At 40.6% G+C, this 14575-nt stretch carries 12 protein-coding genes; 9 read left to right on the plus strand and 3 right to left on the minus strand.

The window, feature by feature from the left end; translation table 11 throughout:
- The first annotated feature begins 237 nt into the window (after positions 1 to 237).
- Entirely contained in the window at positions 238 to 2112 is a 1875-nt protein-coding gene (gene mrdA, locus ACFQZJ_RS15050) for a penicillin-binding protein 2 (protein WP_379935698.1), read from the plus strand.
- The gene (rodA, locus tag ACFQZJ_RS15055) at positions 2102 to 3385 is read left to right on the plus strand and encodes a rod shape-determining protein RodA (protein ID WP_379935699.1); all 1284 of its coding nucleotides are present in this window, start codon (positions 2102 to 2104) and stop codon (positions 3383 to 3385) included. Before mrdA ends, rodA begins: the two co-directional genes overlap by 11 nt.
- Here rodA and ACFQZJ_RS15060 read toward each other — a convergent pair.
- Positions 3382 to 4194, minus strand: a complete 813-nt coding sequence (locus ACFQZJ_RS15060; RefSeq protein ID WP_379935700.1) for a DNA/RNA non-specific endonuclease — start codon at positions 4192 to 4194, stop codon at positions 3382 to 3384. The genes rodA and ACFQZJ_RS15060 overlap by 4 nt on opposite strands.
- An 86-nt stretch (positions 4195 to 4280) precedes the next feature.
- Here ACFQZJ_RS15060 and msrB point away from each other — a divergent pair, with 86 nt between their 5' ends.
- Positions 4281 to 4730, plus strand: a complete 450-nt coding sequence (gene msrB / locus ACFQZJ_RS15065) for a peptide-methionine (R)-S-oxide reductase MsrB (protein WP_379936121.1) — start codon at positions 4281 to 4283, stop codon at positions 4728 to 4730.
- Between the two features lies 1 nt (position 4731).
- Positions 4732 to 5274 (plus strand): peptide-methionine (S)-S-oxide reductase MsrA, encoded by a 543-nt coding sequence (msrA, locus tag ACFQZJ_RS15070; protein ID WP_379935701.1) that lies wholly within the window; start codon positions 4732 to 4734, stop codon positions 5272 to 5274.
- Positions 5275 to 5319: 45 nt separating this feature from the next.
- Here the strand turns inward: msrA and ACFQZJ_RS15075 are convergent, their stop codons facing one another.
- Positions 5320 to 7512, minus strand: coding sequence for a carboxy terminal-processing peptidase (locus ACFQZJ_RS15075; protein ID WP_379935702.1), 2193 nt, complete (start codon positions 7510 to 7512; stop codon positions 5320 to 5322).
- A gap of 184 nt (positions 7513 to 7696) precedes the next feature.
- On the opposite strand from ACFQZJ_RS15075, the gene surE reads away from it, so the two are divergent.
- From surE to ACFQZJ_RS15100, 5 genes are all read left to right on the plus strand, one after another.
- Positions 7697 to 8470, plus strand: a complete 774-nt coding sequence (gene surE, locus ACFQZJ_RS15080; RefSeq protein WP_379935703.1) for a 5'/3'-nucleotidase SurE — start codon at positions 7697 to 7699, stop codon at positions 8468 to 8470.
- Positions 8471 to 8797: 327 nt separating this feature from the next.
- On the plus strand, positions 8798 to 9082 hold the full coding sequence (locus ACFQZJ_RS15085; RefSeq protein WP_379935704.1) for a hypothetical protein: 285 nt from the start codon (positions 8798 to 8800) through the stop codon (positions 9080 to 9082).
- Positions 9083 to 10198, plus strand: coding sequence for a lipid-A-disaccharide synthase (gene lpxB / locus ACFQZJ_RS15090; protein WP_379935705.1), 1116 nt, complete (start codon positions 9083 to 9085; stop codon positions 10196 to 10198). It begins immediately after the preceding gene.
- 251 nt (positions 10199 to 10449) lie between these two features.
- A complete protein-coding gene (locus tag ACFQZJ_RS15095; RefSeq protein WP_379935706.1) occupies positions 10450 to 11016 on the plus strand; it encodes a C40 family peptidase in 567 nt (188 codons plus the stop codon).
- Position 11017: 1 nt separating this feature from the next.
- Complete coding sequence (locus ACFQZJ_RS15100) at positions 11018 to 13042, plus strand: ComEC/Rec2 family competence protein (RefSeq protein ID WP_379935707.1); 2025 nt, start codon at positions 11018 to 11020, stop codon at positions 13040 to 13042.
- On the opposite strand, the gene ACFQZJ_RS15105 is transcribed toward ACFQZJ_RS15100, so the two are convergent.
- Positions 13039 to 14568: a peptide MFS transporter gene (locus ACFQZJ_RS15105; RefSeq protein ID WP_379935708.1), complete on the minus strand. Its 1530-nt coding sequence runs from the start codon at positions 14566 to 14568 to the stop codon at positions 13039 to 13041. The genes ACFQZJ_RS15100 and ACFQZJ_RS15105 overlap by 4 nt on opposite strands.
- Positions 14569 to 14575: the final 7 nt, after the last annotated feature.

Raw genomic sequence — 14575 nt, forward strand, 5'->3', positions numbered from 1 at the left:
GCGCTTTGTATTTGGCGTAAACTATGAATTTCAAAGTTTTAAGTTAAACAATAGCACCAAGGCACAACAAATCACTTTTTTAGCGTTATTAATTGTAATACACCATATTACATACTTTACTCTAGAAATTTTCAGCTTTGCGAATAGCTTATTAATTTTACAAAAAACACTGACTACAGGACTGGCTACACTAATTTTATGCCTTTTGTTTATCTCTTTGTTCAGCACTAAAAAAGAATGAGAAAGCTGCTTCTATCTTCTTTGATCGTCCTAATCGGAATTACATTTCTGACCAGACTATCGTACCTCCAAATCTTTAGCTTTTCACCAAATCAAGTATTGGAAGACCCCGCAATAAAAACAATTTATGACTATCCGGAACGCGGTTATATTTATGACCGAAATGGAGAATTACTGGTAGGGAACGATCCGGCCTATGATGTGATGGTCATCCCCAGGGAAGTAAAAGCTTTGGATACCTTGGAGTTTTGTTCCTTATTGGGTATAGACAAGGAAAAATTTAAAAAAACCTTACGAAAGGCTTATGTTTATTCCCCAAGATTACCATCGGTTTTGGTTCCCCAACTATCCAAACAAGATTATGCCACGCTCCAAGAGAAAATGCGCAAATACAAGGGTTTTTACATTCAAAAACGTTCTTTGCGCTATTATGATACTCCAAGTGCCGCCAATGTACTTGGATATATTAGTGAAGTAAACGAAGGCGATCTGGCCAAGAACAAATATTATTCACAGGGAGAACTTAAAGGCAGGACGGGAGTTGAACGGTATTATGAAGATCTTTTAAGAGGAACTAAAGGCGTACAATACATTCAAAAAGATAGGTTTAACAGGGATATTGGCCCGTATAAGGATGGTGCCCTAGATACCTTACCGGAACAGGGAAAACAAATAAGTGTTACGTTGGACAAAACCCTGCAAGAATACGGGGAAATTCTTATGAACGGTAAATGGGGCGGGATCGTAGCTATAGAACCCGCAACGGGAGAGATACTTTCTATGATTTCCGGACCTACCTACGATCCCTCACTGCTTGTTGGCCGTAAACGATCAAAAAATTATACAAAACTATACAATGATACCATAGCAAACCCAACTTGGGACAGATCTATACATGCACAACAACCTCCAGGCTCCCCGTTTAAAGTTTTAAATGCCCTTATTGCCCTTGAGGAAGGTGTTATGGACCCATCTACGACAGTGCGGTGCTATAACGGCTTTTACGTAGGAAAGAAAAAAAGAGGATGCCATTGTGGCGGCGGTTCCAGAACTATGGTAGATGGCATATACAGATCTTGCAACGCATATTTTGCGGCCGCTTTTCGTAACATTTTTGACAAATACGATACTACGGACGAAAGTATGGACATGTGGGAAAAACACATGAAAAGCTTTGGCCTTGGAGATTACTTGGGTTACGACTTACCTTTTGGACAAAAAGGAAGAATCCCCAACAAGGAGTATTATGACAAATGGTATGGTGATAACCGATGGAGCTCTTCTTATATCATTTCAAATGCTATAGGACAGGGAGAAGTTTTAGCGACACCGGTTCAACTGGCAAATATGACGGCGGCCATAGCCAACAGAGGGTTTTATTTTACGCCCCATATCCTAAAAAAAATAGAGGGAAACCCCATTAAGAATCCAAAATTTACACAACCAAAAAGAACCACTATTTCCAAAGAACACTTTGAACCTATAATAGAAGGCATGACCAAAGTATATACGGGACAAGGTGGCACTGCAAGATTTCTACAAGTTCCAGGAATTTCCATTGCCGGAAAAACAGGTACCGCAGAGAACTTTACCAAAATTGATGGTGTTCGTACGCAACTTACGGACCACTCGGTGTTCGTTGCCTTTGCGCCGGTAGAAGACCCCAAAATCGCTATTGCGGTATATATCGAAAATGGTTATTATGGCGGAAGGTATGCAGGTCATATAGCATCACTGATGATAGAAAAATATTTAAGAGGTAAGATTTCTAGAAAAGATTTGGAAAAAAAGATGCTAGACAAAACCTTAGAACATGAATATGCAAAGCCGTACAGTGGAAAGGAGTTCAAGATAAACGAGTATGTCTGGTAGAAGTATCCTAAAGCGCATAGATTGGATAAGCGTTCTTATTTACCTGGCATTGGTACTCATTGGTTGGAGCAATATTTACTCCAGCACGTTTACCGAAAGCCAAACATCCCTTTTCGATTTTGGCACCTTACACGGTAAACAATTTGTCTTCATCATTGTGAGCCTGGTAGCCATTGTACTTGTAATGGCACTGGAAGTAAATTTTTATGAGCGCTTCTCAAGTATTTTTTACTTATTATCAATATTATCTCTTTTAGGCCTATTTGTTTTTGGTAAGACTATTGCGGGCGCCACTTCATGGTACAACTTAGGGTTTATGAATTTTCAACCCTCCGAACTTGCCAAGATAGCGACCGCCCTGGCCTTGGCCAAATACCTCAGCGATATTCAAACGGACATCAAACGCAGAAAAGACCAGCTGTATGCCATTCTCATTATTTTAATCCCTGCACTTTTAATCATTCCACAACCGGACCCCGGAAGTGCCTTAGTGTTTTTTGCTTTAATTTTTGTGGTTTTTAGGGAGGGGCTACCGTTGTTTTATTTGGGAATAGGGTTTGCAATGATTCTGATTTTTGTTACCACTCTAATGTTCGGCACCATTTGGATAACCATTGCACTTGCATTACTAATTATACTTGTGTACACGCTAAAAAGAAAGAACTTTAAGATTCCGGTAATTCCGTTATCCCTAATTTCACTCGCCGTTATCCTCTTCTCCCTTTCCGTAAATTTCGTATTTAACAATGTGTTCGAACAACGGCACCGAGACCGTTTTAGCCTATGGCTACGTTTAGAAAAAGACCCGAATAAGTTAGAAGAAATTAGGAAAACGATTGGATACAACACCTATCAATCCGAAAAAGCAATTGAATCCGGCGGGTTTTTCGGAAAGGGATTTCTTGAAGGCACACGTACCAAAGGCGATTTTGTACCGGAACAACATACAGATTATATCTTTAGCACCGTGGGAGAAGAATGGGGCTTTATTGGCACCGGAACCGTAATAATATTGTTCTCGGTTTTATTCCTAAGGCTCATTTCCTTGGCAGAACGACAAAAAAACGCTTTTGCCCGCATGTACGGTTACGGGGTTATTTCTGTTTTATTCGTGCATTATTTTATAAACATAGGCATGGTCATAGGTGTGTTGCCAACAATAGGAATTCCGCTGCCTTTTTTTAGCTATGGCGGCTCTGGTTTGTTATTCTTTACCGTATTGCTGTTCATTTTTCTTAAAATGGACACCAATAGGCTCAAGGAGAGTTTTTAAAATTTCCAATGTTCTAATCTAACCTTTGTTTCAAACCTGTTTTGATGTTCTTTTTCAAGTTGATAAAAGAAATCCAACCCCGTTAATTCTTCTATACGGTCTATGGGAACCACAAAATCCTGTAAAGGTTTATTCTGTTCAAAGCCTTCCATCAAGAATCCTAGAACTTCTATATCATCGCTGTTTTTCCTTGCAATAATTTTATAATAATATTTAGGCACGGCAACATCCTCATCACCAATTTCATCCAATCCATTGGTTAATACACCTCCGGTAAAGACGAAAAGTGTGTTATACCGTTTGGCCCATTTCCTAGTCTGTATCTCTAACCTGTTCCAAAGACCTGCGTTGAACTCCCTGTCCTGCGGACTTATATTGCTCGTATAAAAAGTTTCATTATAGGCCTGTAAGCTAAATCTGCGATCTCCGGCAGGCACCAGATGGCCGCGATCATAACCGGAACCTTTATAATTGCGCCAATCCGCGGATTTTGTGGTTACAAATGGATCCTCAATGAAATAAGGTCGCTTGCGATCATCATAGGTTAAGTGTTCCTTCCGCAATACGTAAGCTACCCACTCCGCCTGCTCATAAGCTTCGTTATATGAAAGGGAAAAATGGGAATGATGCACAATTTCCCCTGTAGTGGAATTAGGAAACAAAATAGTTGGGAACGCAGTGTCTGCCGAGGTCCTTTTACTACTAGAATACGTATCCGGCGTATAAAAGTTTTCAAAAAGCCAAAAGCCTACCATGCAAAGACCAATCAAAATAGCATAAATCAATCTATTTTTGGAGTATGTGCGCATTGGCCAAATTTAGCTTAATTTTGTAAGACTTCTAGTGACAGGACGACCAATAGGAACGCTTAAAAATTAAAAACGAAAAAGCTATGATGATTACTTGGAAAGATGTGATTCATTTTTCGGTAAAAGGAAGCCCGGAACCGGACATAAGAGTAGAAAAGACCGAAAACGAATGGAAGAATATACTAACCCCTGAGCAATTTCGGATTACAAGAAAAAAAGGAACCGAAGCACCCCACTCCGGAGCTTTGTGCAGCATCCACGATGCGGGAAAATATGAATGCATTTGTTGTAGCACTCCCCTATTTGATTCTACCATTAAATTCGAATCTGGAACAGGATGGCCCAGTTTTACCCAACCCATAAAAGAAAATGCCATAAAATACCATAAGGATAGTTCTTTTGGCATGGTACGGGTAGAGGTTCTTTGCAATACCTGTGACGCGCACCTGGGGCATGTATTCCCAGACGGGCCGGAGCCAAGCGGTTTACGCTATTGTATTAATTCAGAGTCCATGAAAATAGCCAAAGAGGCGTAGCATGGGCGTACCTACCAATGAAATTGCAACTCTCGGGGGCGGTTGTTTTTGGTGTACGGAAGCTATCTTTCAAGAAGTTAAAGGAGTATCAAAGGTACTATCTGGCTACACCGGAGGCACCGTTCCGGGAAGACCAACTTACAGGGAAATCTGCTCTGGTTTAACCGGTCATGCAGAGGTTGTTAAAATCACTTATGATCCTGCTGTAATTTCCTTCGCAGAACTCCTTTTGATTTTCATGACCACGCACGACCCAACCACCTTAAACCGGAAAGGGGCGGATGTGGGTACGCAATACCGTTCGGTCATCTACTGTCGTAATAAAGAGCAAGAATATATTGCCAAGGCTGTGGTAAAGGAAATAAGCGCCTACTACAAAGACCCCGTTGTTACAGAAATAAGTCCCATAGGCACGTTCTATGAATCCGGGCAAGACCATCAAGATTATTATAAAAACAATCCAGAACAAGCGTACTGCAAGGTAGTGATACATCCAAAATTGAAGGCTTTACGAAAGCTACATGCCAATAAGATAAGAAACTAAAAAGCCACGCAAAGGAGTGGCTTTTTTATACAAATGTATTGCAGTTTAATTTTTAACCCTACTGGCCAATTTCATATTCCTAAGGTTGTTCATTTTTAAATCCTCCAGAACGTTCACTGCTTCCTCTACGTACACATCCTTGGCCAAGTTCTTGTGCCAGCGGTCTCTTTTTTCGCGTAATACGGAATCTTGTACAAACAATTCTTGCTCGTACCGTAAGGATTCAAAAGTTAACTTTGAATCATAATCGGACAGCTTTTTAAAGAAATTGGACTGTTCCTTGTCCTTTTCCTGCTCTTCCTTATAGACTTTATAATTTAGCGAAATTTCAGTTTCATCCTGTTCCGACTTCAGCCATTTTGCATTTTCCTCGATCAATTTAATCTGGGGATTGGCCGCCATTCGCTTGTTGCTATTTTCAATAGTTTTCTCATAATCTATATAACCATCCCATAAGGTGTATTCGGCCGGGGAAATTTTATCCCATATTAAAGGGTTGGACTGGTCTTTTTCTCCTAAATCTATGTAACTATACTTGTCCGGTACAACGACATCACTTTTTACGCCTTCCAACTGCGTAGAGCCACCGTTTATCCTATAGAATTTTTGGGTCGTTAATTTGATGGCTCCCAAATCCCCATGTTCGTTACTGCGCACAATATTGGATAACGGAATTACATTTTGTACGGTACCTTTTCCAAAAGTTTGCTTGCTACCGATAACAATTCCCCTTTTATAATCCTGCATTGCTGCCGCCAATATTTCAGAAGCCGATGCGGACAACTCGTTAACTAAAATAACCAAAGGACCGTCCCATTGTACACGTTCATCATTATCATCGTACACATCCTTTTTTTCTCCACCCGATCGCACTTGAACCACGGGGCCATCTTTTATGAAAAGACCAGCCATTTCAACAACTGTCTTTAACGAACCGCCTCCATTATCGCGCAAATCCAGGATAAGACCTTGTGCACCTTCTTGCTTTAATCGTTCCACTTCCTTGGCAACGTCGGTCGCTGCATTTCTTTCACTATAATCTTCAAAATCTACATAAAATTTGGGCAAATTAATGATTCCGAATTTTTCATCGCCCTTGATAATCCTTGCCGATTTTGCATAGGACTCCTCTAGCTCAACTACATCCCTTGTTAAGGACACGACTTCCAAAGACCCGTCTACTTTCCGTACCGTAAGATCAACAATAGTACCCTGCGCGCCCTTTATTAATTTGATGGCATCGTCTAAGCGCATACCCACAATATTGATGGGCTCTTCCCCATTTTGGCCTACCTTGATTATCTCATCACCAACTTCCAGGCTTCCATCTCTCCAAACGGGCCCACCGGAAATGACCTCCACTATCTTGGCTCCCTCAGGCTTTTTCTGCAAGCGAGCGCCTATACCCTCGAATTTACCGGACATACCCATATCAAAACGTTCCTTCTCCTCAGGTGCAAAGTAGAAGGTATGCGGATCAAATTCGTCTACAATGGTGTTTATGTATTGTACGAACCAATCTTTGCGCTGTAGATCGTCTACAAAATCAAAAAACTCATCCAAGGTCTTCTCCGTAGATTCCCGGGCCTCTTTTTCAGCCTCTTCTGGTGTATGTGCACTATGGTCATGATCGTCTTCGATGTTTACCCCATCAATTAATTCAACGGTTTGTCCTTGTTCATGTTTTTTAACCGCGGTCACTTCTTTTTGCATGTGGGTCATTTTGGAATCATACGTTCCCAACGTGGCATACTTTAACTGCATTCTCCAACGTTCCCGAAGCTCTTTCTTATTTGCAACAAATGGTTCCTCATCATATTTAATACTTAAAGTTTCATCCTTATTATAATCAAAGGGAGATTTAAGAACTTCTTTATAAATTGACTTTGCATCCTCCATTCGTTCCATCAACCTAGCATAGACAGCATTAAAAAAAGTAATGTCGGTATTTTTTATCTGGTCGTCTATCTGAAATTTGTACTGTTCAAATTCCGCAATATCCGAAGCAAGAAAATAGCGCTTTGTAGGATCTATTACATCAATAAAATCCTCGAATACACTAACCGAAAAATCATCATCTATCTGCTTTGGTTCATAATGCCCTTTTTCTAAAACGTAGGTAATAAGGTCCAATAACAATTTGTCCTTATCATCATTTTCAAAAGATTTATTGGTAAAACTACAGGAAGCCACAGCCAATAGCAGCAATCCAGAAATGTAGACTAAATTTCTTCTCATAAAACTTTTTTTTGTTTTCCTTTTCAAAATCATCGAGGTTTAAATACTTCTTTTTCTATGCCATAAAGCTCTAAGATAAAGAAAAAACCATGCCAAGGTAACAAGATGACTTTAATTTTTTGTTAAACAGTACACTCGTACAATCCTGTATAAAAACGTATTTTTACCCTGTAAAGTATATGGCATGAAAAAACCCTTGATCCTGGTTACCAACGATGACGGCATTACAGCTCCCGGACTACGGACATTAGTGCGGTTAATGAAGACATTGGGCGATGTAATCGTAGTGGCACCGGACAGTCCACAATCGGGAATGGGGCATGCAATTACCCTTGACAGTACGCTCTATTCAAAAAAGATGGCGACCGACACGGAGGAGACCGGAAATGAAGAATACAGCTGTAGCGGAACACCGGCGGATTGTGTAAAGCTGGCACTACAAGAACTACTGGACAGAAAACCGGACATCTGTGTAAGTGGTATAAACCACGGATCCAATTCCTCGATAAACGTAATTTATTCCGGCACCATGAGCGCTGCTATAGAGGCAGGAATCGAAGGAATACCCGCCATAGGTTTTTCGCTTTGCGACTATAATTGGGATGCCGATTTTTCGCATTCGGACAGCTTCATTACCCAAATCGTAACGGAGGCCTTAGCTAACGGCATACCCAAGGGGGTAGTGCTAAACGTAAATATTCCCAAACTTGAAAAAAAACAGCTGAAAGGAATAAAGATCTGTAGACAGGCAAGAGCAAACTGGAAGGAAAAATTTGATAAGCGCACCAGTCCAATGGGCAAGGATTACTATTGGCTAACAGGAAAATTTGAATTATTGGACAAAGGAGAAGATACCGATGAATGGGCTTTGGCAAACGGATATATTTCCGTAGTACCCACACAGTTTGACCTAACCGCCCACCATGTTATCCAAGAATTGAATTCTTGGGGGTTATAACGGTTGATATGGGGTAGTTTTGGGTTTCTCGCATCAAAGTAATTGGGTTAACGAACTAAAATTACAGGTTTCGTCCCTGCCACCAAGCGGACAGGTTTGCGAGGAACGAAAGGAAATTTGAAGTGATGAAACAAGGGTAATGCGACGTGGCCATCTGTTTGAACACTGTTTAGAGGATAGTTTTTAGACAACAGACAGGTCCAAAGCCCGCTGCAAGAGGGTACAAGTTTTGCGTTTTGATGCTATATGGGTTAAGAACCAAGCATGGATCGTAACCCATTTTAGCCTTATTGATCGTATTTGATTTTTGAATTTGTATTTAATATTATGAACAGGAAAAAAGAAGTTATTATTGGGTTTTTAGTAGGGATTATAGCCAATACCATTGGGACCTTGCTCTATATTCTTTTGTTTTCGGAACTCAGTATTGCCGAAACCTATAAAGCCGCCGTGGCACAAGATCATATTGGCAGTCTATTGGCCTTGGGCGCGCTACTGAACTTGGCAGCCTTCTTTGGTTTTTTAAAACTGAAACGGAACCATCGTGCTAGAGGGGTTTTGATCGCTACCATGCTTACGGCCTTCATTATTCTATACTATAAAGTATTTTAAATGAAGTACTATATTATCGCTGGCGAAGCTTCTGGAGACCTTCACGGGTCCAATCTGATCAAAGGGCTGAAACACATAGACACAGAAGCACATATTCGCTGTTGGGGAGGGGATTTAATGCGAGATGCCGGGGGAGAGTTGGCCAAACACTACAAGGAAATGGCCTTTATGGGATTCTTGGAGGTACTTATGAACCTTAGCGCTATTTTTAAAAATATTGCTTTTTGCAAGTCGGACATTAGCAAGTTTCAACCGGACATCATTGTCTTTATCGATTACTCCGGATTTAACCTCCGCATTGCTAAATGGGCCAAAGAAAAGGGGTTTAAAACAAATTACTACATATCCCCACAAATATGGGCCTCCAGAGAGGGGAGGATAGCCAAAATAAAACGGGATGTAGATGCCATGTACGTTATCCTGCCTTTTGAAGAAGACTTCTATAAAAAACATAATTACCCAGTTAACTTCGTGGGACATCCCTTGATCGACGCCATATCCAAGAGGACGGAAGTAAATGAGCAGTTATTTAGGGAGACACATAAAATAGCCCCCGATAAACCCATAATAGCCTTACTTCCAGGTAGCCGAAAACAAGAAGTACAGCAGATGTTGTCCGTGATGCTCTCGCTGACCTCTGATTTTGCGGACCATGAATTTGTTATTGCCGGAGCACCAAGTTTGGACAACTCATTCTACGCACCCTTCCTATTGGACAAAAACGTAAAATTTGTACAGAACAAAACCTATGACCTGCTTTCCATTTCAGATGCCGCTTTGGTTACCAGTGGCACCGCTACGCTAGAAACCGCACTGTTCAAAGTACCGCAAGTAGTATGTTATAAGGCCAACTGGATATCCTATCAAATTGCGAAACACATTATTACGTTGCAATATATTTCCTTGGTTAATTTAATAATGGAAAAAGAGGTCGTAAAAGAACTCATACAAAACGATTTTACCACCCCTAAACTAAAAACGGAATTGGAGGCAATCCTATCCGGCGAAGCAAGAACCGAACAATTGACCCACTATGATCAATTGATAAAAAAATTGGGCGGCCCGGGCGCAAGTGCCAAGGCAGCCGAGTACATATACCAAAATAGTAGGACGTAAAATCCTAAATCAACCTTTACAAACTATGTATTTACGAGCACCATTGACCTTAACCGAAATAGTAGACCAAAAAGAAAACTACTATGGTATAAAACAACTCTTATTTTAGGAATAATTAAAACAAAATAGAATACGGACCTATACCACAACATATCCATTTACCTTTATACACAGATTTTTGGCGTATGTCCAAACATCGTATAAAATAATTCTATAACTTTAAAGTTCAAGTAATAAGACCCTTGAAAACAATGCAAAGACTACCCTTTCTTTTTCTATTTTTAATATTGGCCAGCTGTGGAAGCAGCAAAAAAACAAGCTTATCTAGCACCGAACGAAAAATTTCAGTGGCAGCTGCAGACAAAGAAAGGAGAGGAATTACCGAAAAACCCGAACCTGTATTGGAAAAAGCCCGCTCCACCACTAGGAGTGCCACAAAAGCCGATAACGTAATCAATACTGCGCTTACCTTCTCCGGGGTACGCTATAAATTTGGCGGTACTACAAGAAAAGGAATGGATTGTTCCGGACTACTGTATATTTCCTTTAGAGAACACGATGTGCAACTTCCCAGAACCTCCATCCACATGGCAGAAGAAGGAAAAAAAATAAGGATAAAAGATGTTGAAAAAGGCGACTTGCTCTTCTTTAAAACTAAAAAACGTGCCAAACGAATAAACCATGTAGGAATGGTGGTAAAAGTAGAAGGAGACGAAATTAAATTCATACATGCCTCCACCTCTCGCGGGGTAACCATTTCATCCCTTAGGGAGGGTTTTTGGAACAGTGCTTTTGTAAAAGCCACTAGAATATTGTAAGATGAAACTGCTAGCGTTCGTTCCCATCAAACTAACGCTACTGTTTATTATAGGAATCTTACTGGGACATTATTTTCCTTTTAACAGTTATTTTGCCCTTGTACTCACCCTTGTATGTTTCATTGGTTTGGGGTTTATATTCCAATTTGAACAGCATACCAAGTCCGTTTGGTTTGGAATTTTGGCAAGCCTTACCACAATAGCATTGGGCGCTTTTATTATCATAAAGGCACAACCACAACAACGCAACAACCATTATAGCAAGCTTACTATAGACCAAGAATCCGTTTGGCATTTAAAAATCACCGAAGTTCTAAAGCCCACTACTTTTTCGGAACGCTATATAGCAGAAGTCAAAAGTGTCGATGGTTCTTTTGCCACCGGAAAACTTTTGATCAACAAATTCCTTGAGGATAGTCTAACGAAGGTATCCGTAGATGATGAACTGTACACCATAAACCAACCCAATAACATTAAGCCACCACTAAACCCGCATCAGTTCAGCTATAAAGCATACTTGAAAAAACTAGGCATCCACCACCAAATGGGATTGTCGCCCAATAGCTACCATAAAAGCGAAAACCCGTCCAGCACCCTATTCGGAATCGCTGCGAACGCTAGAAACCATATAATAGAAAAATTAAAAGCTTCCAATTTTGGAGAAGATGAACTGGGGGTAATACAAGCGTTGCTTTTAGGTCAACGTTCCGATATTTCCAAAGAAACCTATGACAATTATAAAAACGCAGGTGCTGTTCATATTCTGGCCCTTTCAGGGTTGCATATTGGTATACTCCTATTGGTGCTCCGGTTTTTATTACGACCTATGGAACGGTTGCCAGAAGGCAAGAAAATCAGTTTACTACTAACCGTACTATTGTTGTGGGGTTTCGCCTATTTGGCCGGATTGTCGGCTTCCATTGTTCGTGCCTGTACCATGTTCAGCTTTGTGGCGTATGCCCTATACCTGAATAGACCCAGTAATACATTTAATATTTTGGCGCTTTCAATGTTCTTTATTCTCTTGTTCATCAACCCCAACCTATTGTTTCAAGTTGGGTTCCAAATGAGTTATGCAGCCGTATTGGCAATCGTCTGGATCTATCCCTTGTTACAAAAATTATGGTTTCCCAAATGGAAACCCGTGCGTTATATCTGGCAGCTTTTTTCGGTTAGTGTTGCCGCGCAGTTGGGCGTTTTGCCAATTAGTCTCTTTTATTTTCACCAATTTCCGGGACTGTTCTTTATCTCGAACCTCCTTATAATTCCTGTTTTAGGTTTTATTCTGGGGACAGGAATCTTAGTGATCTTCCTAGCCCTTATAGACCAATTGCCCTACCCTCTTGCTTGGGGTTTTAACGAACTGATTACCTACATGAACGCTACCGTTGCCTGGGTAGCAAAGCGGGAAGATTTTATTTTTAAACACATTTCTTTCGATGGCATCCAGTTGCTACTGACCTATTTTCTAATAGCCGCGCTAGGTCTGCTATTGTCTCAAGTGAACTTTAGGCGAACGGCGTTCTTCCTTGTTAGTGTACTATGCCTGCAAGCGTATACGATGTATCTAGCGTACACATCAAGTCAAAAATCGGAAGTATTGCTACTACATCAAACCAAAAACACCATTATTTTAGACCGAAACGGGCCCGATGTAAAGGTTCATACATTGGACAGTTTGGCTGCACAAAACCCAATTAAAGCTATTAAAATTGGCGAACGCTTTAGCAGCATAAATTATGACGGGGTAGGAAACAGTTACGTTGTTCAAGGCAAACCCTTGTTAATTTTGGATAGTTTAGGTATAAATCCCAAAAACAACAAAAAACCCATAGTTCTACTCACCCACTCCCCTAAAATAAACCTGGATCGTTTCATCAGCGCAACAAGTCCAATCCAGATTATTGCAGATGGTAGCAATTATACCAGTTATATAAGACGATGGAAAGCAACATGTGTGAAACATAACATCCCTTTTCACTATACCGGTGAAAAAGGATTCTATGTTTTTGACGGTGCGGATTAATGCACTTTACCCATTAATTTTTTAATCAAAGGGGATGTAATTAAAACAATAACACCGGCTACTATGGCATACTTTGCAATCAATGCAAATCCATCCGTATAAACGGCTAGCGTTTCAAAACCGCCTACGTTTTTATCCGTGCTCTCTATCGCCAATTGTTTTCCGATAAACCCAACGACCTGAAAAGCAAATGAGGATGACAAAAACCAGACCCCCATCATAAAGGCCACTATACGTTTTGGCGATAAATCCGTGATTTTCGAAAGCCCTACGGGAGACATGAACAACTCCCCTACGGACAACAGCAGATACATTATCAACAAGTAGGCAAAGGGTACCAAACCATTAGCATCGGCACTGTTGGCACTGATGGCAAGCACGTAAAAACTAAGTCCGGCGAAAAGCAATCCAAATCCGAATTTATAGGGCGTTCTAGGGTTTAGCTTCTTTTTGCTAAGGTACGTCCACATTAGGGAGATAGGAATCGCCAAAATAATAATGAACATGGAATTTAGGGAATTGGTCTGTGCGGCGGACATGAAGGTAAGATCAACGTTCCTGGCCGCAAATAAGGTAATCACACTACCGGACAACTCATGAAAACCCCAAAAAATGGTCATGAAAAAGGTGATAAGTACGGCAACGAACAATTTTTTGCGTTCTTCTAGGGTGGCCTTGATCATAATATTTGCCAAATATGCCAAAATTGATATCCCGATAATTTTAAAAATAATATTGACAATATTCTGATCTCCAAGAAAAGTACCTTCCATTCCCAAAGATTTATAGGAAGAAAGCAAATACGCAATAATTGGGGCGGAAAGCACTGTTGATATAGGAACGAGTATGCCTTGCTGTACACCCCACACTTTTTTCTTCATCACTGTTTCATTTGGCGGGAGGCCCCTGTCCCCGAAAACATTCTTTTTTATACCGCTCCAAAAAAACAAAAGCCCTACTACCATACCAACTCCGGCCAGACCAAAACCATAATGCCATCCATATTCATAGGCCAACCATCCGCATAAAAGTGGTGCCGCCCACCCCCCTATATTGATTCCCATGTAAAAAATGGTAAAACCTGAATCCTTTTTAGGATCTCCTTCGGGATAAAGTGTACCCACAAAGGTTGAAATATTTGGTTTAAAAAATCCGTTACCGACTATAATAAGGGACAAGGCCAGGAAAAAGGCCACATTATGCTCTATCGCCAGCACAAAATGACCAATGGACATTAGGATTCCTCCCAAAAAAATCGAATTCCGCATACCTAATATTTTATCCGAAATCTGTCCGCCAATTACCGTAGAGGCATAGACCAAAGAACCGTAAGAAGCGTAAACCGCAGCGGTAGCAAAATCACGTTCTACCAGGGCTTCAAAAATAACATCGACCATGTAAAGGGTCAATAAAGCACGCATACCATAGAAACTAAAACGTTCCCATAGTTCCGCAAAAAACAAGTAAAACAATCCTACCGGATGTCCGAATAGTTCCTTTTGATCTGCCTGCTTAATATCCGTCATAGTGCTA

The organism is Maribacter chungangensis (genome assembly GCF_042676845.1).
GTDB classification, from domain to species: Bacteria; Bacteroidota; Bacteroidia; order Flavobacteriales; family Flavobacteriaceae; genus Maribacter; species Maribacter chungangensis.